This is a genomic window from Streptomyces sp. NPDC005302 (assembly GCF_040607345.1).
Taxonomy (GTDB): domain Bacteria; phylum Actinomycetota; class Actinomycetes; order Streptomycetales; family Streptomycetaceae; genus Streptomyces.
The window spans coordinates 419,492-438,648 of the sequence record NZ_JBEXGN010000002.1 but is presented as its reverse complement, the minus strand read 5'-3'; the positions used below and the strand labels follow the sequence as shown (position 1 = coordinate 438,648).

Here is a 19,157-nt window from a genome sequence, read left to right as displayed (position 1 = left end):
GGCCGCGCGGATCGCGGAGAACGGCGTCAGGGCCCCGCACGGGATCGTGCGGGGCCCTGACGCGTACGGACTGTGCCGGACCGCCTACGGTGCGCTGTGTGGCGTCCTGGGTGGCACGGGGAGGTTCTCGGCGGGCTTCAGCGGCCGGGCCGGACGGCCGCACGTGGTCCCGCGGGTCCCCGGGTGGCTCGGCGGTGCGGGCCGAGGGATCTCAACGGCCCAGGGCCGCAAGCTCCTTCGCCGCCTCCGTGAGGTCCTTGGCGGTGTCGATGGCACGCCAGTAGGCACCCTGCGGGATGGGGAAGCCGGCCAGCCGGTTCTCGCGGGCCAGGCGTGGGAAGGTCGTCCGCTCGTGGTCGCCGCGCTCGGGGAGCAGCCCGGTGAACTCGGGGGAGAAGACGTACACGCCCGCGTTGATCTCGAACGTGGAGGGCGGCGCCTCGATGAAGTCCGTGATGTGTCCGAAGCCGTCCGTCTGGACGGCGCCCCAGGGGATGCGGGGGCGGGCCAGCGCGAGGGTCGCGACCGCGTCGCGCTCGGCGTGGAAGTCGGCCATGTCGCGCAGCGAGAAACGGGTCCAGATGTCACCGTTCGTCGCGTACCAGGGGCGGTCCGGGTGCGGGAGGTGGGCCGCCGCGTACCGGAGGCCGCCGCCACGGCCGAGGGGTTCCGACTCGACGACCGTCGTCACCTTGACCGGGAGCTCGGCCGAGTCCAGCCACGTCTGCAGGACCCCGGCGAGGTGGCCGCAGGAGATGACGACGTCGGTGACGCCCTCCTCGGCGAGCCAGGTCAGCTGGTGCCCGATGATCGGTGTCCCGGTGCCGGGGATCTCGACCATGGGCTTCGGCCGGTCGTCGGTGTAGGGCCGCAGCCGGGAGCCCTGGCCGCCGGCCAGGACGACGGCTTGAACGGGGCGTGCCTCGGCGTTCGGATCGGTCATGACCGAACTGTACGTGGCGGTGTCCGGGCGACTTCGGGAGACCGGTCGGAGGAGCCGGCCGGGGGTGACCGGGGGCGGCCGGAGCCGGCCCGGGGCGACCGGAGAGGTCGGTGGTGGCGCGGGAGGTGGTCGGTGCGGCGGGAGGCCTGCGGTGCTGTGCCCCTCGGAGAGCGCTCGGTGGCCTCCGAGGGGCGATGTCGTCCCCGGAGCGGGGGCGGGGTACCTCAGAAATGGGTGTTCGCCACCCCCGAGGCGAACGCCGTGTCGCAGACGGGCCGCGCGAACGACTGGGCGCGCGTGGGCCCGTACGCACGGACGGCGGCGCGGCCCAGGGCGCGGGCGATGGACACGCAGTGCTTCGCGAGCGACGGGCGCCCGTTCACCGCTTCCTGGAGATGGGTGAGGGCGACGCCCGGGTTCTTCTCCTGGAGCTCCAGGAGGAGTTTGTCGCGCAGGACGTCCTGCGGGGCGCGGGAGACGGCTCGCGAGGAGACGTCTTCGGAGGACGCGGTGAGCACCGAGTTCGAGGGATTCCCCGACCAGTTGACTCGGGTGACCGCGAGAGTCCCGGAGAGCACCAGGACGACAGGCAGAACGAGGGCGAGGGTGCGGCCGATCCGGCGGGCGGGGCCACGGCCACGCCGGGTCGATTGGTTAGTGGTGGAGTGCTTCACGCGAGTGAGGGTAGCGCGGGGTGATGATTTGGCGACATTTAGTCACCGGTTCGGGGGATGGGGAAACCGCCTTTTCGAGGTAGTGAGTTGACGTACAGATATCGAAATGCCCGGTCTGCCGGGGTATTTGTCGACAACGAAGAAGGCCCCGCAGCAGGCTGCGGGGCCTTCTTCGTCAACTTGGGTGAATTCACCCTCTACGGGGTGTGCGTTCGGCCCGGACGACGCGGTCGTCAGTCGGACAGGCGCTCGCCCGTGGAGGTGGAGAACACGTGGATCTCGCCCGGACGCGGCACGACGTGCAGCGTGGCGCCCTTGTCCGGGACGGCGCGGCCGCTGACGCGGACGACGAGGTCCTTCAGCTCGCCGTCGACCTTGGCGGAGCCGTAGACGTAGCCGTCGGCGCCGAGCTCCTCGACGACGTTCACCGAGACGGCGAGGCCGGCCGGAGCGTCCTCGGTGTCCTTGGTGAGCGACTTGGCGGCCTCGCCGTTGTGCTCGACCACGTCGAAGTGCTCCGGGCGGATGCCGACGGTGACCGTGCGGTCGCCCTTGTCGGCGGCGGCCGAGAGGGCCTCGCGGCTCACCGGGACGACGCTGTTGCCGAACTTCACGCCGCCGTCGGTGATCGGGACCTCGACCAGGTTCATGGCCGGGGAGCCGATGAAGCCGGCGACGAAGAGGTTGGCCGGGCGGTCGTACATGTTGCGCGGCGAGTCGACCTGCTGGAGCAGACCGTCCTTGAGCACGGCCACGCGGTCGCCCATGGTCATGGCCTCGACCTGGTCGTGGGTGACGTACACCGTGGTGATGCCGAGGCGGCGCTGCAGGGACGCGATCTGCGTACGGGTGGAGACGCGGAGCTTGGCGTCGAGGTTCGACAGCGGCTCGTCCATGAGGAAGACCTGGGGCTCACGCACGATCGCGCGGCCCATCGCGACACGCTGGCGCTGACCGCCGGAGAGGGCCTTCGGCTTGCGGCCGAGGTACTCGGTGAGGTCGAGGATCTTCGCCGCGTCCTCGACCTTCTGGCGGATCTCGGCCTTGTTGACGCCGGCGATCTTGAGCGCGAAGCCCATGTTGTCGGCGACGGTCATGTGCGGGTACAGCGCGTAGTTCTGGAACACCATGGCGATGTCCCGGTCCTTGGGCGGCAGGTGCGTGACGTCGCGGTCACCGATGTGGATCGAACCGCCGTTGACGTCCTCGAGACCCGCGAGCATGCGCAGGGAGGTGGACTTTCCGCAGCCGGAGGGACCGACGAGGACGAGGAACTCGCCGTCCGCGACGTCGAGCTCGAGCTGGTCGACGGCGGGCTTGTCGCCACCCGGGTAGATGCGGGTCGCCTTGTTGAACGAGACAGTGGCCATGGTGAGGGGCCCCCTTCACCGGCAGGAACGTGCCGGACGATCCGTTGTAAAGGTGGTGATCCACTACGAGATGGTCCGTAGTGGTGTAGTCCACATGGGTGAACTGGTTCAGGACGCTACCTGCCGTTCACGTGTTCTGTCAGTACTCCGGGACCGGTGAAGTTCGCGGAAATTTTCGACAGGGGCCTCTGGTGACGTGGGTACACTGCTCGGGCACGTAACACCGCACGCGCGCGTGCAGGCCTCCTTAGCTCAGATGGCCAGAGCAACGCACTTGTAATGCGTAGGTCGTCGGTTCGAATCCGACAGGGGGCTCCAGCAGAAAGACGTCGGAGGGCGGCGCGGATCATCCGCGTCGCCCTCCGACGTGTGTGCGGCGGGGCTCAGTGATCAGCTGACGCGGGTAGTACCCGTCCATCAGCCGGCGGGCCGGGGGCGTCGACGGTTTCGGGGACGCCTTTCGTGCCCGAAAGGGCAGTCGGCAGGGCAGCCGGAGGGGGCCGCCGGGGCAGAGTGTTCCGCCCCTCGGCCCCACAACCCCTCGGCGGCGGTTCCGGTCCCCGTCCCGTAGATCCTTGGGCCGTGACGGCGCCCGCGACGCGGAAACGTCAGACCGTGAACTTGACCGCCTCCAGGTAGCGGTCGTTCTCCAGGGCGCCGCCGAAGATGTAGCCGGGCCGGGCGTCCGCGCAGCCCTGGCCGCCCCAGGCGTACGAGTGGACCTTGGCCAGCTGGCAGACGCGGCCGGTGCCGACGTTGATGGCGAAGCCGGACATGTTCGGCGCGCTCTGCTTGGCGCTGCCGATGTAGTTGTTCGTGCCGTCGGCCCTGACGGGGGTCCACTGCGGCATCCACTTGCCCCTGCCGTCCTTGGAGGCGGAGTTGTGGACGAAGGCGTTGGCGGACGATCCGCCGCTGCCCGACACCGCGATGTTGAGGGCCTTGATCGGGCGGTTCTGGTTGGTCGTGCCGGCCATCGTGCCGTCGCACACCGGCTTCTGCCAGCCCTGTCCGGAGACGTAGGCGCGGTAGCAGATGTGCCGCCCCGACGGATCGTTCCTGGCGAGCCGCTTCACGGCGCTCGCGGCCGTGTCCTGCGGGGGCTTCGCCGTCACCGTGGCCTGCGGCGGCCTGGCCGTGACGGTGACGACGACCCCTCCTCCGCCGCTCCCCGGCTCCTTCGCCTTCTTCGTCGCGTCCTTCGACTTCTTCGGCTTGGCCGACGGGGACGCCGAGACGCTGGGCGGCGGCGGGAGGCTCGGGGACGAGGTCGATATCGGCCCCGACTTCCCGGCCTGCGGGCTCCTGCTCGTCTCGTCGCTCGACCGGGCGGCCTCCTTGCGGTGCCCGCCGTCGTCCGAGCCGCCGCTGCCGAGGATCACCAGCGGAACGATCACGAGAGCGGCCACGACGAGGGCCACCGGCCCGACGACCATCGGCCGGTGCAGCAGCCCCGGGCCCCGGTACTCGTCGTCCGACTGGCGTGAGCCCGGCCGGCGGACGAGCTGGGGCGCGGGCCGGGCGGCGGCTCCGGCGACCGGGAATCCCCCCTCCCGGCCCGAGTCGGCGCCGAAGCCCGCGACCTCGTCGCCCTCGTCCTCTGCCTCGTCATCGTCATCGTCGTCGTCCGAGTACGAGGGCGACGACGGGTAGGAGGACGAGGGCGCGTTGGGGGCCGGCGGCGGCGGGGGGAGGGGCGCCGACTCCCGCAGCCTCTGCTGCTCCAGCGTGTACGCCTCTACGTCGTACTCGTCGCCGTCGTCATCGGCCGTGTCGTCATCGGCATAGTCATCGTCATATTCGTCGTCGGCGTCATCGTCGGGGGCGGCACCGTCGTCGGCGGCCTCCGCGTAGGAGTCGTCGTCCCACTCGTCATCGGGCTCGCCGGTGAAGTCCCGGGTTCGCTCGGCCTGTTCGGCTTCGGCGGTCGGCGTACCCGTGTGCTCGGATGCCGGGACCGGTATCGGTACGGGAACGGGCGCCGGCATCGTCTCCGGCTGCTGCTCCTGCTGGTCCACCAGCTTGCTCGAACCGTCGGGGGCCACCTCGACGGAGGCCACGTACCCCGCCGACGGGTCGGAGATGGTGGCGGTCACCGTGGTGTCCAGGTCGCGGGCGTAGCCGTGGAGGACGTCGAGGATCGCGGCGTCGACCGTCGCCCCCTCCGCCGCCGGTACGGGCTCGCCGTCGATCGCGGCCGAGCCGTCGCCGGAGATGACCACCGCGAAGCGCGGCACCGTCCCGGCCGCTTCGCCCGCGGGCTCCGGCTTGCCGAGATCCATCGGCTTCCCGGGCGCGGCAGGGTCGACGCCTCCCGTGATCGGCTCCTCGGTCTCTTCGCCCCGGCTCATCGCGCTTCCTTCCTGACGTTCCCCGCCGCACGGCTCCGGCAGGGTCCGTCGCGTCGGTCCCCGCGTAGCGCAACGGGTGCCGCCCGGAAACGGTTCAATCCCGCGGCCCCGCGGAACGGGTCCTGTGCGCCCATGCGTTCAGGTCCACGGTCCGCTGCCCCGGAGGGCGGGCGCGGGCGGACCGGGAGGGCAGCGGGCCAAGCCGCCGCCGGAGTTCCGGAACCGTCAAGGCCCCTTGTGTGGAACAGGTGTTCAGTACAGTCCGAAGAGTGAAGGCCTACGAGGAATCCGTGCGTTTCGCCGTGCTGGGGCCGGTCCGGGCATGGCACGGCGAACAGGAGGTGGACGTCGGTTCCCCGCAGCAGCGGGCGGTTCTGGCGGCGCTCCTGCTGCGCCGTGGACGCCCCGTCATGCTCGGCGAACTCCTCGACGCGGTCTGGGGCGAGCGGCCGCCGGCGGCCGCCGTGTCGGTCCTGCGGACCTATGCGTCCCGGCTGCGCAAGGCGCTGGAACCGGAACGTGACTCCGCCGACGCGCCCCGGGTGGTCGTGTCGGTCGGCGACGGCTATCTCCTCAAGGTTCCCGAAGGCGCCCTGGACCTCGACGTGTTCGAGCGCCGGATCGCCGAGGCCCGCCGGCTCCGCGCCGACGGCGAACCGGCCCTTGCGGCCGATCTGCTGCACGCGGCCCTCGCGAGCTGGCAGGGCGCGGCGCTGGCCGGAGTCCCCGGCCCGCTCGCCGAGTCCGAGGCGTCCCGGCTCGACGAACAGCGGCTCGCCGCCCTGGAGACCCGGCTCGACGTGGACGTCGAGCTCGGACGGCACGGCGAGGTGATCGCCGAACTGCTCGCGCTGACCGGCAGGTTCCCGCTGCGCGAGCAGCTGTGCCGGCTGCTCATGCTGGCGCTGTACCGGTCCGGCAGGCAGGCCGAGGCGCTCGCCGCCTATCGCAGGACGCGCACCACCCTGGTGGCCGAGCTGGGCATCGAACCCGGCGCCGCGCTGCGGGACCTGCACGACCGCATCCTCGCCGCCGACCCCACTCTCGGTGCCGGACCGTCCCCGGCGCACGAGCCGCCGGAGCAGGTGGTGCTCTCGGAGCAGGCGGGAACAGCCGACGAACCGGCTCCGCCCGCCGTCGCCCACCCTGCGCGACCAGCTCAACTCCCCGCCGATCTGCCGACGTTCGCTGGACGTTCCGCCGAACTGGAGCGTGCACGAGCCCTGTTGCCCGAGGGCGGCAGCACCCCGGCGTCGGTGGTCATCAGCGCGATCGGCGGCATGGCCGGCATCGGCAAGACCACCCTCGCCGTGCACTGGGCCCACGAGATCGCCGACCGCTTCTCCGACGGGCAGCTCTACGTCAACCTGCGCGGCTTCGACCCGACCGGTGTCGTCGTGACGCCGGAGGAGGCCATCCGTACGTTCCTCGACGCGCTCGGTGTCCCCCCGATGAGGATTCCAGCGGGTCTCGACGCCCAGGCCGCGCTGTACCGCAGCCTCCTCGCCCGGCGGCGGGTGCTCGTCCTGCTCGACAACGCCCGGGACACCGAACAGGTCCGGCCGCTGCTGCCCGGCTCCCCGGGCTGCCTGGTCATCGTGACCAGCCGCAACCAGCTCACCGGACTGGTCGCCGGGGAGGGCGCGCATCCGCTGACGCTGGACCAGCTGTCGCCCGCCGAGGCGCACGACCTCCTGGCACGCCGACTCGGCACCGAACGGCTCGCGGCGGAACCGCAGGCGGCGGACGAGATCATCACCCGGTGCGCCCGGCTGCCGCTCGCCCTGTCGATCGTCGCCGCGCACGCGGCCGCGTACCCCGGCTTCCCGCTCAGCGCGATCGTCGACGAACTGCGCGAGACCCACGGCAGCCTCGACGCCTTCGCCGGCGGCGACGACATCACCACCGACGTACGGGCCGTCTTCTCCTGGTCGTACAAGGTGCTGTCGGCGCCCGCCGCGCGCCACTTCCACCTGCTGAGCCTGCACTCCGGGCCCGACATCTCCGCGCCCGCCGCGGCGGCGCTCACCGGGCTGCCGTCCCGGGAGGCCCGCGGGCTGCTCGTCGAGCTGACCCGGGCGCACCTGCTCACCGAGCACTTCCCCGGCCGCTACACCCTGCACGACCTGCTGCGGGTGTACGCCGCCGAGCGCGTCCGCGCCGAGGAGACGCCCGAGGAACGCGACCTCGCGGTGGAACGGCTGCTCTCCTGGTACCTGCACACCGCCGAGGCCGCCTACCCGCACATCACCCCGCACCGGCGCCGCATCCCGCTCGATCCGCTGCCCCCGCTGTGCCGGCCGCTGGAGTTCGGCACGCAGGACGAGGCCGTGCGCTGGTGCGAGAAGGAGCGCGGCAACCTCGTCAGCGCCGTGCACCAGGCCGCCGCGTCCGGGCATCCCGGGATCGCGTGGCGGCTGCCCGCAGTGCTGTGGGGCTTCTTCTACCTGCGCAGCCACATCCACGACTGGCTCGACACCGCGAAGGCCGGGCTGGCCGCCGCCGGCGCCGCCCACGACCGCCTCGGTGAGGCGCAGGGACTCGCGGACGTGGCCGCCGCGCTGCGCGGTTCGGGCCGGCTCGACGAGACGATCGACCACCTGCACCGGGCCATGACCGCCTACCGCGACCTCGGCGACCACGACGGCAGGGCCTCGGCCGTCGCCAACCTCGGTGACGCCTACCTCCAGTCGGGGCAGTTCGACAAGGCCATCGAGTACACCCGGCGCGGACTGGCCATCGAGCGCGTCATCGGCGGCGCCTGGGGTGAGGGCATCGCCCTCAGCAACCTGGGCGACGCCTACCAGAAGCTCGGCCGTTTCGACGAGGCCGTCGCCTGCCTGGACCAGGCGCTGACCGTCCTGCGCGCGGGCGGCAACCGCTGGGTCGAAGGCGTCACCCTCGACATCCTCGGCACCGTCCACCGGCGTCTGCGGCGTCACGACGCCGCGGTCGAGTACCACCTCCAGGCGCTCAGGACCCACCGGGACATCGGCAACCGGTGGGGCGAGGGCCACACGCTCGGCAACCTCGGGGACGTCCACCTGGACGCCGAGGAGCCGGAGGCGGCGCGCGACAGCTGGCGCCAGGCGCTGGCGATCTTCGTGGAGTTCGACCATCCCGACGCCGAGAAGGTCCGTGCACGGCTCGGCCGCCTGGAGGACGGGCCGTCCGACGCCCGTGCCCCGAGGGCCGAGCCGGGACGGACCGCCTGACATGAGTCTCCTTCGACGAGGGGCCGGCCGCGGCCCGGGGGAGGGCCGCGACCGGGTTCCACCCGCACAACGGGGCACGGGGGCGGACGGTTCAACGCCGCGGCAGGTCAGCCCGCGTCGTGGTAGACCCGGCCGCTCGCGTTGGCGGTCGCCCCGTCGTACAGGCCGGTCGGGCTGGTCACCGTGGAGAGCGTGAACCACGCGTACCGCTCCATGAAGTCCAGCCCGTTCAGCATCCGCGTCGACGAGCGGATGAAGTCGGTCTGCTCCTGCCCGCTCGGATAGCGGGGCGTGCCCTTGGAGAAGTCGATCAGGCCGTACTCCGTCAGCCAGACCGGCTTGTGATACCGGTCGTGCACCGCCTGGAGGTAGCCGCGGAGCTGGTTGGCCGCGTCGGGTCCGAAGTCGGCGCCGTACCAGTGCACCGGGATGAAGTCGACGCGCAGTCCGCGCTGGGCGGCTCCCTGCATGAACCGGTCCAGCCAGCCGCCGGCCACGTCGGCGCCCGTGGCGACCGCGGGAGCGCCGAGCCGCAGACCAGTCGCCTCCAGCCGGGGCCACTGGTCGAGCGCCTGCTCGGGCGTCATGTTCGCCTGGGTCGGCGAGTCCGGCTCGTTGAAGCCGAGGAGTTCCTTGCCCTCCTTGGCGGCCTGGCCGAGTTCGGCGTCGGTGACCGAGCCGGGACCCCAGATCATCGGGACGTAGTCGACGCCGTCCGGCCTGGTCACCGCGCCGGTCGAGGACGCCCAGTTGAAGTACCAGGAGGCGCCGGAGTCGGCCAGCGCCTGGGAGGCGCCGTCGACGGGGTTGAGGCTTACGCCCTTGCGCCCGGCGGCCGGGGTCTTGTTCTCCGGGGCCGGCTGGGTGGCGGCGGGCTCGGCCGGGGCCGCGCTGCCGGTGCCGAACGCGACGGTCAGTCCCGTGCACTTGGTGCACTGGTACATGACCTTGTTGCCCGGCTCGGCGTCCTGCTTCGACCAGGCGTACGCGGTGGGGCACTTCTGGTTGACCATGTCGCTGTAGCCGGTCTTCGCGTCCCGGTTCGGGTTGACGCACACCAGCGGCTTGCCCGTGCCGGGGTCCTTGGTGAGGTTGTCGGCCGGGCACGCGGACAGCAGGTCCTCCGCGCAACCCGCCACTGCGCACTCGCCGCTCGCGGGCGGTGCCACGTCGTTCGGGGTGATGGTGACGGGCGCGGCGACGGCGTTGACGTAGCTCACGTCGTACCAGGGGGCGAGCGAGTCGGCCGGGTCGAAGTTGAACTCCGCCAGCCCCGTGGGCTGTTCACCGGTCGAGCAGCGGTCCGCGTGCGGTCCGCAGTCGCCGACGGCACAGTGGAACGTACTGCCGTCCTCGCCGCCGCAGCCCTGACGGGCGAAGAAGGTGCCGCGCCAGTGCCCGGCTCCCGCGCGCTCGGGGACGGTGACCGTGGCGGACTGGCCGGGGTCGAGCGCCGGGAGGCCGGTGAGCGCGGTCGAGCCGTCGGCGTTGACCGTGCTGCCGACCCAGATACGGCTGTCCGTCCTGTTCTGCAGGGTGACGGTGTGCTCGGCGACGTCGGCCGCCGGCGTTCCCTGGATGCTCTGGCCGCCGGAGCGGTGGGACTGCACCGCGAGGGCGGTGCCGGTCACACCGACGACGACCAGGAGTAGAGCCAGGAGTAGGGATGTACGTCTGCGCATAGAGCGTGCCTCTCCGTGGGGCGTTGCGCCGGTTCGGCGATCAGGTGGCGTCGCCGCAGGCACCACGGATGGGCGGGGGTGGATGGTTCACCGGGCGGGGGATGTCACGTGCGCCGTACCGGCCTCTGGACGGGCTGTCTCTGCACGCCGTGCGCCGGAGCCGCGGACCGGGTGGTCGCGTCGGAGCCGCTGGAGGTCGAGGCGGTCGGGAAGGCGTCGCGAGTGTCCCGCAGGGACTGGTGGCCCTCCCGGCTGAGCGGGGAGGGCGGGAGGACCGGACTCTGCTGTGACGGGGCCGGGACGGCCCGCTCCGGCAGCGGGGAGACCAGGGACGCGTGGTCCGGCGCGGGGGAGAACGGCTGGGCGTGGGCCGGCAGCGGGGAGACCGGGGCCGCGTCGCCCAGCACGGGGGACACGAGCTGCGCTTCCGCGGGAAGCGGCGACACCGGCTCCCGTCCCGAAGCGGGGGCGAGGGTGTCGTCGCCGGACCCGAGTCCCAGACTGCCGTTCTGCGCGGCGAGGAAGCCGTGCCCGGCGAACATGTCGCTCTCCCGTGGCGTCAGGGTGGCGGTGCTGGTCCGCTCCGCGAGGCTGACGCGTTCGGCCTCCTGGAAGCCGAGGCCGTCGGTCATCTCGTCCGGGCGGGGGGCGGCGAAACTGCCCCTGGACGACGAGGGGACGACGTCGACCGCCGGTTCGCCGAGGTCCCGGGCCGGGCGTTCCCATCGCGAGCGGGTCTCGTCGCCGGGTGCGCCCGGCCGCGAAAGCGCCCGCTGCCGTGCCGCCTTGTCCGCCGCCGCCACCTCCGGTGCCACCTCCCGCAGATGCGCGTTGACGGCGCAGCGGGCCACGAGCGGCATGCTCTCGGGGGACTTCTCGAAAGCCTTCCGGTACTTCTTGTCGCTCCTGACCAGGTGGAGGACCGCGTTCTCGAAGGTCTCGCGTTCGTGCGCCGGAAGCCGGCGGATGCGTTCTTCGAGACGTGCCATCCCGGTGTGGACGAGCGTGTCCGCGGGGGCTGTTCCGGTGGGCGGCGGTGTCGTCGGCGACGGCTGCCCGGGACCGCCCGGAGCGGTCGCGGCGGCCGGGTCGAAGGACCCGTCACTCTGTCCGCCCTCCTGGCCGCCGGGCGCGGAGCCTCCGCCGGCCGGTGCCGGGCGTGAGCCGCCCGTGAAGCGCGCGAGGAGTCGGCGCAGTTCGGCAGCGAGCCGTTCCCAGATGCCCTCCCCGTCCGTCCGTCCCGCCCCGCTCCGGTCCTGGCCCCGCAGGCCGTACTCGGTCTTGAGCAGGTCGCGCGCCAGCCTGGCCCCGGGATTCCTCCGGGTCAGCCGCTTCGCGTTCCGGGGAGCCACGTTCTGGTCCGCCATGGTGCCGCTCACGCCCCGCGCAGCTCGAAGCCGGCCGGCAGGGGCAGCAGACCCGGCGGCAGCGTGGTCTCGGGGTACCAGGGGGCGCCGTCGGCCGGGCACGGCAGCGTCTCGCGGTCGTAGCAGCCGGTCGCCCGGGACGCGGACCGGCGGCGTTCCAGCAGGCCCTGTGACGCGAACCTCCGTGCGCGGGCAGCGGACATGTGCGTACCTCCTCAACCTGGCGGCCGTGCGGGGTCGGCGGGCGCCGACGTGGTTCGGCAACTACAACGGGTCCGGAATGCGCGGCAGTTCAATACGGACGGCGCCGACACGGGCACGGCGACGGTGGCATCGGTCGAGGAACCTCCCGGTGGCACGCCCGCGGTGTGCCCAAGGGGTGTCACACGCTCGGGGGGTGCGACACATCGCCGTCCCAGCCGTCCTCGTCCGCAGCACCACGAAGGGAACCAGCACCGCCCGCGGCCCCGCGGCCGGGCGCCTGAGGAAACCAGGTCCGCCATCGACGCGGCCGCCGGCCGGAGAGCGCTCCAGCGGGCGGCCGCGGCCGGTCCGACGGCACCTACTTCTTGCTCGGGCCGCCCTGCTTCTTCCCCGCCAGCCACATCAGCGTGGAGGACGGTTCCTTGGTCTTCTTGCTCTTCTTCGAGCTGTTGTGCCCGTGCCCCCCCGAGGCACTGCTCGCCACCGGGGCCGGAGCCTCGGACGGCGGGCTGGGGTGCCGCTGGGTCGGCTGGAGCGGTGCCCCGAAGTCCGAGGAGGCCGAGCCCGTGCTCGGAGTGCGCTCCTGCGTGTTCGTGTAGGGACTGAAGGTCTGAGCGCCGTGGACGGGCGCCGGCGGATACTCGAACGAACCGGTCTGGAGCGGAGACTCGGACTGCGGGAGGGTGCTGCCCATCGCCTGGGGGGTGTACGAGTACGAGGGAGTCGTCACCGGATTGGCGGTGTACCGGAGACCCTGCGGGAAGTAGCTTTCGCTCGCCCCGGGAGCGGACGCCGTGGGGGAGTAGTCGAGAGTGGGCGCTCTGAACGGCGCCATCGAGGACATGCCCTGGTTCAGCCCGGCCTCGTAGTTCTGCGCGCCCGGCCACGCCGGGGTGCCGGCCGCCCGCAGCACCTGCTGCTCCCTGAGGGCCGAGAGCTTCTCGTCCAGGGAGTGGACGGCGGCCGCCTGGGCCTGCAGTTCGGTCCGAACCGCGTCGATCGTCTGCTGCCTGGTCAGCGGCTGTCGCGCGGCCGTGGTGTCCGCGACGGACATCTGACGGGTGACGACCCGCGACAGCTGTTCCTCACCGGGGCTCTCGGCCCGCTGTGTGCTCGGTGCGCCCGGGTCCGCCAGGACGACGACCGCGCTGGGGTCGTCGAAGGCCTTGTGGAAACTCTTCAGTGAGAAGTTGCTGGCCGCGCTGTCCTGAGAACTCGACGAACTCGCCGAGGACTTGCTGGCGTTGCGGGCCTTCTCCTGGTTGCGCCAACGGTTCTGCTTGTCCCAGAAGTCGGGGTCCTGGGGCGAGGGGATCTGGTCGAACGAGTTCTGCGAATGGACGTTGAACGTCGCCCTCGTCTCCAGCGACCAGGCCTGCGACTCCTGCGAGTCGTTCCTGAATCCCATCACCTTGACGTGCAGGTTGGAGACCTCACCGGCCTCGATCCGCTTCTTCAGGTGAGGCCACTCGTGCTTGGTCAGGACACTGCCGTCCACCTTGCCGCCGAGCATCACCGCCTCGACGGGGCCCCGGGCCGCGTCGACGTAGTGACTGGACATGTGTTCCCAGAGCTGCGCTTGTACGGGAGCGTCCGACCAGTTCTCGAATCCGAAGTTCTTCCCGTTGAAGATCTTTCCCGGGAACGACGTCTCCAGGATGAGACCGCCGGCCTCGGCGGCCTTCTTCGCCGGGTAGTAGGGCTCGGTCTTGCTCCACAGGTACTTCTTGTTGAAGGTGTCCTGGGCCTTCGCGTCCCGCTCCGCGGCGAAGTTCTTGTTCCTCTTGTTGTCCCGCCACCATTTGGCCGGGACGTGCAGAGCGTTCGTCCGGTCGAACTCGGCGATCAGGTTGGTCGCCGCGTCCGCGGCCCAGGCCGGGTTGGGAGTGTGCTGTGCCTGGACCCAGAGCCCGTTCTTGTGGAGCTGGGTCATGTAGCCGTCGAAGGCCTTCATGAATTGCTTGTCGTGGTGGAGGCCGTACTTCTTGAGGTCCGACCTGATCTCTTGTTCCTCGGCCCTGAACTGCTGCTCGTTGAATCCCGCCATCGTGAGGTCCTCCTCGCCGGAGCGGCGAAAGACGCGCCACTCGCCCGCGTTGTGGAACAGTCGTGCCGATTCAACGGCCGCTGCGGCCGGGCGGTTCAACCCCCTGTGGGGGGCGGTGATTCGCCGGTTCCGTGAACCCCGTACCGCACGGGCGCGTTGTGGTCCCGGACGAGACCGACCCGTCAGGGAGGAGCGCCATGACCGTTCAGACCGGAGGCACCGCCGAGCAGGAGGCTCCGGCTCCGCCGCCCGCGCCGAAGTTCATCCTCTATCTGGAGGGGCCGGAGTATGGCCAGGCGCTGCGGCAGCTGACCCTGTGGGTGCATCACGTACTGCTGCCGGTGTACGGCCGTGAGGTCACCTCGCTGGCTCCCTGGTGCTCACGCTGGTGGGACCACCCGGAGGCGGTGGCCCAGCTGCACGGACTGTGGCTCGCCTGGGGGGAGTTGAGCGACACCGGCTCCGAGTCCGGGATGAGCGGTCCCGCCAGCTGGCACCGGGACTTCCTCGGGCCGATCATGCAGAACCTGCGGGACCCGTCGGGTGTGTTCGCCGGCTGTAAGTCGGGGTCCCACCGGGCGAAGGAGGCCCCCGTGGTCGACGCCGTCGACCCGTTCGGACCGCCGCCCGCGCAGGGTTGATTTCAGGGCGTACGGGCACGGCGTGGGGCGCTGCCTACGGGCACGGCGTAGGCACGGACGGGAACGAGGGGCGGGCCACCGTGGCCCGCCCCTCGTCGCCGTCCGTGGCCAGGTCCTCGGCCAGGTCCTCGGCACAGGGCTCGCCCCCGCCGGGTTCACGCGTCCGGTCGGACCACCCCGAGGATCTCCATCGACGCGGCCGGGGAGACGTACACCCAGCGGCCGGGGCGGGGGGCCTGGATGATCTTGCCGTCGCCGATGTAGAGGGCGACATGGCTGGCGTCGGCGAAGTAGATGATGAGGTCGCCGGGGCGCATGTCCTCCATGGGGACGTGCTTCAGGCGGCGCCACTGCTCCTCCGAGGTGCGGGGGATGACGTGGCCGGCCGCGAGCCAGGCCTGCGAGGTGAGGCCGGAGCAGTCGAAGGAGTCGGGGCCCTCGGCGCCCCACACATAGGGCTTGCCGATCTGGCGGGTGGCGAACGCGATCGCCTTCCGGCCGGCCGGGGTCGCGTCGGTGCCGACCTTCTTGAGGATGCCGGTGTCCACCCACTTCGTCTGGGCGTCGTCGGCCTCCTTCTTCTCCAGCGCGGCGAGCCGTTCGACCTCCTTCTTCTCCAGCCGCGACTCCAGTTCCTTCGCCTCGTCGATGTGCTTCTCGACCGACCGGCGCTCGGTGTCCTGGGCGCGGCGGCTCGCCCGCAGGCTCTTCAGGACGTCTCTGGCCTTGTCGGTGCGGGTGCCCAGATCCTCGCGGGTGGCGGTCAGGGCGGCCAGCACCCCTTGGGTGGCCTGCTGGGCCTGACGGGCCAACGCGGCGTTTTCCAGCGCGTGTTCGGGGTTGTCGGCAAGGGCGAACTGCATCTCGGCGGGCAGGCTGTCGCCCCGGTACTGGGCGCGGGCCGCCGCACCGGCCAGCCGGGTGAGACGGCCCAGCTTCGTCTCGGCCGTCTCGATCTGGTCCTGGAGCGTGTGGACGCGCTTCTCCTGCCCGGTCACCTTCTCGTCGGCGGCGTTGTACTTGTCGGTGGCCACTTCCGCGTCGTGGTAGAGCCGTTCGAGTTCGGCGTGCACCTCGGTGAGGGTGCCGGGCTCGGGTTCGGCCCGGGCCGGCTGCTGGGCCGTCGCCGTCAGCGCGAGGGCCAGCGCGAGGGTCGCGGCCGTCCGGTGGCCGGGTGCGCGCAGGGTCCGTCTCATCTGGGCCGAAGCTCCTTTCGTAGGCGCCGCATGGGAGGGAGGCCGGGGGTCGTCCCCACAACGGGGCCGTGCGGGGCGGCGGTTCAAAGCGACGGTGTGAACCGGTCGGACACCGGCGGACGTTGTGCGTCGAAGGCGGTCGTGGACGAAGGGGTGGGGATGGTCGCGGAGTTGGTGCCGCTGGCGCTGTGCACGGGGTTCGGCCTCGGGTTCCTGACGCTGGCGGCACGGTCGGTGATGGGAGCCCTGCGGCTGTGGCTGCGCGGGCTGCGGGTGATGGGCCAGGTCACGCCCCGCAAGGTCGCCGACCGGAGGCCCGGCGGGCTCGTGGTGTTCTCCGACCACCTGGGGCGCGGTCTCGTCTTCGATCCCGGGTGGCGGGGGCCGCTGTGCGGGCTGCCGCCGGTCGGCGGCACCGTGCCGGTGGTCTACGCGCAGAACCGGCCCGCCGCGGCCGGGCTGTGGACGCTGCGGTATCTGCTGGCGCCGTCGTTCGGCTGGTTCCTGTCCTCGACCCTGGCCTTCGGCACCGGGGTCATGGTCTCGTCGTGAACGGACGTGAGGGCGGGACGGGCGGCGGTGCCGTGCGGGGCGGCCGGGTCGTCGAGGTCGACGTGCTGCGCGGGTTCGCCCTGTTCGGCATCCTGCTCGTCAACGCCCAGCTGATGGCGGGCCCGTACACGGCGTTCGGCGGCGGGCCCGGTGCCACGGCCGTGGACCGGGCGGCCGCCTGGGGCGTGACCGCGACCACCACCGTCTACCAGCTCTTCTCCTTCCTCCTCGGCTACAGCTTCGTCCTCGACCGTCGCGCGGGCCGCCCGTCGGACACCGCCTCCGGGCTGCGCCATCTGCGGCGCACGGCAGGGCTGTTCGGACTCGGACTGGCGCACGCCGTGCTGCTCTACCCCGGCGACATCCTGATGACGTACGCCGCTCTCGGCCTGATCCTGTACGGGCTGCGTGACCTCACCCCCCGGGCCGCCGTGCGGGTCGCGGTCTGTCTGGTGGCGGGCCTGGCCGTGCTGCTGCTCGGGTACGGGCTGCTGACCGTCGTGCTGACCGAACCGGTCACCCCCGCCCAGTACGCGCCGCGGGTCGCGGACACCGTCGCCGCCTACCGCGGCGGGTTCGGCTCGGTGATCGGGGCCCATCTGCGCGAGCTGCCGTCGGCGCTCGGCGCCAACCTGCTGTACGCGCCGGACATGCTGGCCGCGTTCCTCGCCGGCCTCGCGGCGGCCAGGACCGGACTCGTGGAGCGGCGCGGCCGGGACCGGGCGTGGCTGCGGCGGACCGTGCTGCGGTGGCTGCCCGTCGGCCTGGTGGGCGGCGCGGTCACGGCCGTCTGCGCGAACGGGCCGCTCGACAGCCGCTGGTTCCTGGTCGGCCACGCGGTGTCGCTGCTGACCGCGCCCGCCCTCACGGCGTCGTACGGGTGCGGGGTGCTCCTGCTGGCCGGCGCGGTGCGCCCGGCGGCGGACGTGCTCGCCGCCTCCGGGCGCATGGCGCTCAGTCACTACCTCACCCAGTCGCTGGTCCTCGCCTGCGTGTTCACCGGCTACGGGTTCGGGCTCTACGACCGCGTCGGCACCGCCGCCGTCCTCGCGGGCTGTGTGCTGCTGTACGGCCTCCAACTCGGCTACGGCCACTGGCTGATGGGCCGCTTCCGGTACGGGCCCGCCGAGCTGCTGCTCAGGACGGTCACGCTGGCGCGGTGTCCCGGCCGGGCTCCGGCTTGTGCAGGGTCACGCCCGGCAGCAGACGGCTCGCGGCCCGTTCGGTGATCGCCGCCGTCTCCGCCTTCGCCGCGGCCGAGATGGCACCGGCGCCGGGCTCCTTGTACCAGGGGCGCAGCCGGATCAGGGCGGGCCTGACACCGGTGGCGAGGAGCAGCGCCGTGCCCTTCGGCAGGGCGCGGATCCGGTCCGGCGGCAGGACGGCCTCCTGGCGGTAGGAGTACGACCGTGACGTGCCGTCCTTGCCCCGCGAGATGCTCGGCGTCTTCACGTCGTGCTGGCCGACCAGGGTGGAGATCTTCTGGACGAAGTCGGCGTCGTCGAGGCCCGCGCCGAGGAGCTTGACGGTCGCCGCGCTCCACAGTGCGTCCATGCCGACCTCGCCCCATACACGGGCACCCTGCCGGTAACTCTGCAGCAGCGTCACGACGTTGATGCCGCGGGAGCCGAAGTGCGAGTAGAGGTCGGGCAGATCGGAGATGCGGCAGACGTTCGCCGCCTCGTCGAGCACGGCGGTCAGCGGCGGGTCGAGGCGCCCGCCCATCCGCTCGGCGGCCACCACGCCCGCCCGCATCGTCGCGTCCGCGAGCCCCGCGATGACGCCGGCCGCGGAGCCGCCGCCGTCCTTCGACAGCAGGTAGAGCGTGTCGTGGCCGAGGACATGCCGGTCGGGCCGGAACTCCGGGAGGTCGGGGTCCGGGGTGACCCAGGCGAGGATCTCCGGGTCGAGAAGGCAGGAGACGGTCTGCCGTGCCGTCTCGTAGATGCCGTCCCGGGTCTCCACCGCGCCCCGAACCGTGCCCTGCAACTGCTCGGCCATCGCGACGAGTCCGACCTCGCGCAGCAGGTCGATCGGGGTGCGGTCGGCGGGGTCGGCGAGCCAGGCGAGGAGGTCGGTCAGCGGGGCCCTGCCGCGTGCGGCGGCGAGGAACAGGGCGGTCAGGGTGTTCTGGGCGGCCGAGATCCAGAAGTCCTTCTTCGCGGTGTCGTCGTTGACGGACGCGACGAAGTGGCCGGCCATCCGGCGGGCGCCCTCGATGGTGTGGCACTCGCCGAGGATGTTCCACCACAGGGCGCGCGGCGTGTGCGCGATGCCCTGCGGGTCGAACGTCCAGACCGTGCCCGCCTTCGCGCGCTCGGCGCGGGTGACGGCGTACACGTCGGCCTTGTTGGAGGTGAGCAGCACCGCGCCCTGGGCGCGCAGGACGCGGGGCACGGCGATGCCGGTGGACTTGCCGGCCCGCGGCGCCATCAGGTCGAGCTCCACGTCCTCGTAACTGCTGCGCAGCTCGGGGCCCTTGGGCTCCAGGTCGCCGAGGAGGTTGCCCGTCTCGTCCGGGTGCACGTGGTCGCGGCCCTTGAGGCCGGGGCGCAGTTCGCGGGCGCGGGACTCGATGCCCTTGGGGCACATGGCGGCGAGTTCCCGCCGTCCGGCCAGGCCCTTGGGACGCGCCGAGTGGTCCATGAAGAGGCGGACGACCAGGGCGAGGGGAACCGCGATGAGGACCAGCAGCCCGAGCATGCCCGCGTAGACGGCGGCTGGCGGCGCGGCCGGCCACAGCGCGCCGGGCCCGTCGGAGACCAGGTGGGCGATGGTGGACAGCGCGAACGGCGGGGCGTCCCAGCCGTTGCCGGAGAGGCCCGCGCCGAGGGTGCCGCCGGACCAGGCGACGGTGAACATCACCAGGCCGGTGCCGGCGACCGCGACGATCGCCCACGGGAGCATGTCGTGCA

The 19,157-nt window shown here is 72.2% G+C and carries 14 protein-coding genes and 1 tRNA gene; 5 read left to right on the top strand and 10 right to left on the bottom strand.

Going from position 1 to position 19,157, the window contains the following annotated elements:
- Positions 1–211: 211 nt before the first annotated feature.
- From ABZT74_RS04300 to ugpC, 3 genes are all read right to left on the bottom strand, one after another.
- Positions 212–943 carry a nucleotidyltransferase family protein gene (locus ABZT74_RS04300; RefSeq protein ID WP_355873534.1) on the bottom strand — a complete coding sequence of 244 codons (732 nt, stop codon included), beginning with the start codon at positions 941–943 and terminating at the stop codon, positions 212–214.
- A gap of 224 nt (positions 944–1,167) precedes the next feature.
- Complete coding sequence (locus tag ABZT74_RS04295) at positions 1,168–1,617, bottom strand: hypothetical protein (RefSeq protein WP_356167298.1); 450 nt, start codon at positions 1,615–1,617, stop codon at positions 1,168–1,170.
- A gap of 233 nt (positions 1,618–1,850) precedes the next feature.
- Entirely contained in the window at positions 1,851–2,987 is a 1,137-nt protein-coding gene (gene ugpC / locus ABZT74_RS04290; protein ID WP_355873540.1) for a sn-glycerol-3-phosphate ABC transporter ATP-binding protein UgpC, read from the bottom strand.
- 241 nt (positions 2,988–3,228) lie between these two features.
- Between ugpC and ABZT74_RS04285 the strand changes: the two genes are divergently transcribed.
- A tRNA-Thr gene (locus ABZT74_RS04285) sits at positions 3,229–3,305 on the top strand.
- Positions 3,306–3,595: 290 nt separating this feature from the next.
- On the opposite strand, the gene ABZT74_RS04280 is transcribed toward ABZT74_RS04285, so the two are convergent.
- The gene (locus ABZT74_RS04280; RefSeq protein ID WP_356433345.1) at positions 3,596–5,338 is read right to left on the bottom strand and encodes a hypothetical protein; all 1,743 of its coding nucleotides are present in this window, start codon (positions 5,336–5,338) and stop codon (positions 3,596–3,598) included.
- Positions 5,339–5,607: 269 nt separating this feature from the next.
- Between ABZT74_RS04280 and ABZT74_RS04275 the strand changes: the two genes are divergently transcribed.
- Complete coding sequence (locus ABZT74_RS04275) at positions 5,608–8,553, top strand: BTAD domain-containing putative transcriptional regulator (protein WP_356433344.1); 2,946 nt, start codon at positions 5,608–5,610, stop codon at positions 8,551–8,553.
- A 107-nt stretch (positions 8,554–8,660) separates the two neighbouring features.
- On the opposite strand, the gene ABZT74_RS04270 is transcribed toward ABZT74_RS04275, so the two are convergent.
- The 4 genes from ABZT74_RS04270 to ABZT74_RS04255 all read right to left on the bottom strand — a co-directional run bounded on the left by ABZT74_RS04270 (position 8,661) and on the right by ABZT74_RS04255 (position 13,853).
- A complete protein-coding gene (locus ABZT74_RS04270) occupies positions 8,661–10,235 on the bottom strand; it encodes a glycosyl hydrolase (protein WP_356433343.1) in 1,575 nt (524 codons plus the stop codon).
- Positions 10,236–10,339: 104 nt separating this feature from the next.
- Positions 10,340–11,614 carry a hypothetical protein gene (locus ABZT74_RS04265; protein WP_356433342.1) on the bottom strand — a complete coding sequence of 425 codons (1,275 nt, stop codon included), beginning with the start codon at positions 11,612–11,614 and terminating at the stop codon, positions 10,340–10,342.
- A complete protein-coding gene (locus ABZT74_RS04260) occupies positions 11,611–11,805 on the bottom strand; it encodes a hypothetical protein (RefSeq protein WP_356433341.1) in 195 nt (64 codons plus the stop codon). The genes ABZT74_RS04265 and ABZT74_RS04260 overlap by 4 nt, the downstream gene beginning before the upstream one ends.
- 359 nt (positions 11,806–12,164) lie before the next feature.
- Positions 12,165–13,853, bottom strand: coding sequence for a hypothetical protein (locus ABZT74_RS04255; protein ID WP_356433340.1), 1,689 nt, complete (start codon positions 13,851–13,853; stop codon positions 12,165–12,167).
- 197 nt (positions 13,854–14,050) lie between these two features.
- Here ABZT74_RS04255 and ABZT74_RS04250 point away from each other — a divergent pair, with 197 nt between their 5' ends.
- The gene (locus ABZT74_RS04250) at positions 14,051–14,494 is read left to right on the top strand and encodes a DUF4913 domain-containing protein (protein WP_355873589.1); all 444 of its coding nucleotides are present in this window, start codon (positions 14,051–14,053) and stop codon (positions 14,492–14,494) included.
- Between the two features lie 155 nt (positions 14,495–14,649).
- Here ABZT74_RS04250 and ABZT74_RS04245 read toward each other — a convergent pair whose 3' ends face one another.
- The gene (locus tag ABZT74_RS04245) at positions 14,650–15,690 is read right to left on the bottom strand and encodes an NlpC/P60 family protein (RefSeq protein ID WP_356433339.1); all 1,041 of its coding nucleotides are present in this window, start codon (positions 15,688–15,690) and stop codon (positions 14,650–14,652) included.
- Positions 15,691–15,831: 141 nt separating this feature from the next.
- Here ABZT74_RS04245 and ABZT74_RS04240 point away from each other — a divergent pair, with 141 nt between their 5' ends.
- A complete protein-coding gene (locus tag ABZT74_RS04240) occupies positions 15,832–16,242 on the top strand; it encodes a hypothetical protein (RefSeq protein ID WP_356167278.1) in 411 nt (136 codons plus the stop codon).
- A complete protein-coding gene (locus ABZT74_RS04235; RefSeq protein WP_356167275.1) occupies positions 16,239–17,471 on the top strand; it encodes a DUF418 domain-containing protein in 1,233 nt (410 codons plus the stop codon). Before ABZT74_RS04240 ends, ABZT74_RS04235 begins: the two co-directional genes overlap by 4 nt.
- Here ABZT74_RS04235 and ABZT74_RS04230 read toward each other — a convergent pair.
- On the bottom strand, positions 17,389–19,149 hold the full coding sequence (locus tag ABZT74_RS04230) for a TraM recognition domain-containing protein (RefSeq protein ID WP_356167560.1): 1,761 nt from the start codon (positions 19,147–19,149) through the stop codon (positions 17,389–17,391). The genes ABZT74_RS04235 and ABZT74_RS04230 overlap by 83 nt on opposite strands.
- Positions 19,150–19,157: the final 8 nt, after the last annotated feature.

Excerpts from the sequence above, each read along its gene's own strand:
- ABZT74_RS04300 (WP_355873534.1), bottom strand. The coding sequence starts at position 943 with ATGACCGATCCGAACGCCGAGGCACGCCCCGTTCAAGCCGTCGTCCTG.
- ugpC (WP_355873540.1), bottom strand. The coding sequence starts at position 2,987 with ATGGCCACTGTCTCGTTCAACAAGGCGACCCGCATCTACCCGGGTGGC.
- ABZT74_RS04280 (WP_356433345.1), bottom strand. The coding sequence starts at position 5,338 with ATGAGCCGGGGCGAAGAGACCGAGGAGCCGATCACGGGAGGCGTCGAC.
- ABZT74_RS04270 (WP_356433343.1), bottom strand. The coding sequence starts at position 10,235 with ATGCGCAGACGTACATCCCTACTCCTGGCTCTACTCCTGGTCGTCGTC.
- ABZT74_RS04260 (WP_356433341.1), bottom strand. The coding sequence starts at position 11,805 with ATGTCCGCTGCCCGCGCACGGAGGTTCGCGTCACAGGGCCTGCTGGAA.
- ABZT74_RS04255 (WP_356433340.1), bottom strand. The coding sequence starts at position 13,853 with ATGGCGGGATTCAACGAGCAGCAGTTCAGGGCCGAGGAACAAGAGATC.
- ABZT74_RS04250 (WP_355873589.1), top strand. The coding sequence starts at position 14,051 with ATGACCGTTCAGACCGGAGGCACCGCCGAGCAGGAGGCTCCGGCTCCG.
- ABZT74_RS04245 (WP_356433339.1), bottom strand. The coding sequence starts at position 15,690 with ATGAGACGGACCCTGCGCGCACCCGGCCACCGGACGGCCGCGACCCTC.
- ABZT74_RS04230 (WP_356167560.1), bottom strand. The coding sequence starts at position 19,149 with ATGCTCCCGTGGGCGATCGTCGCGGTCGCCGGCACCGGCCTGGTGATG.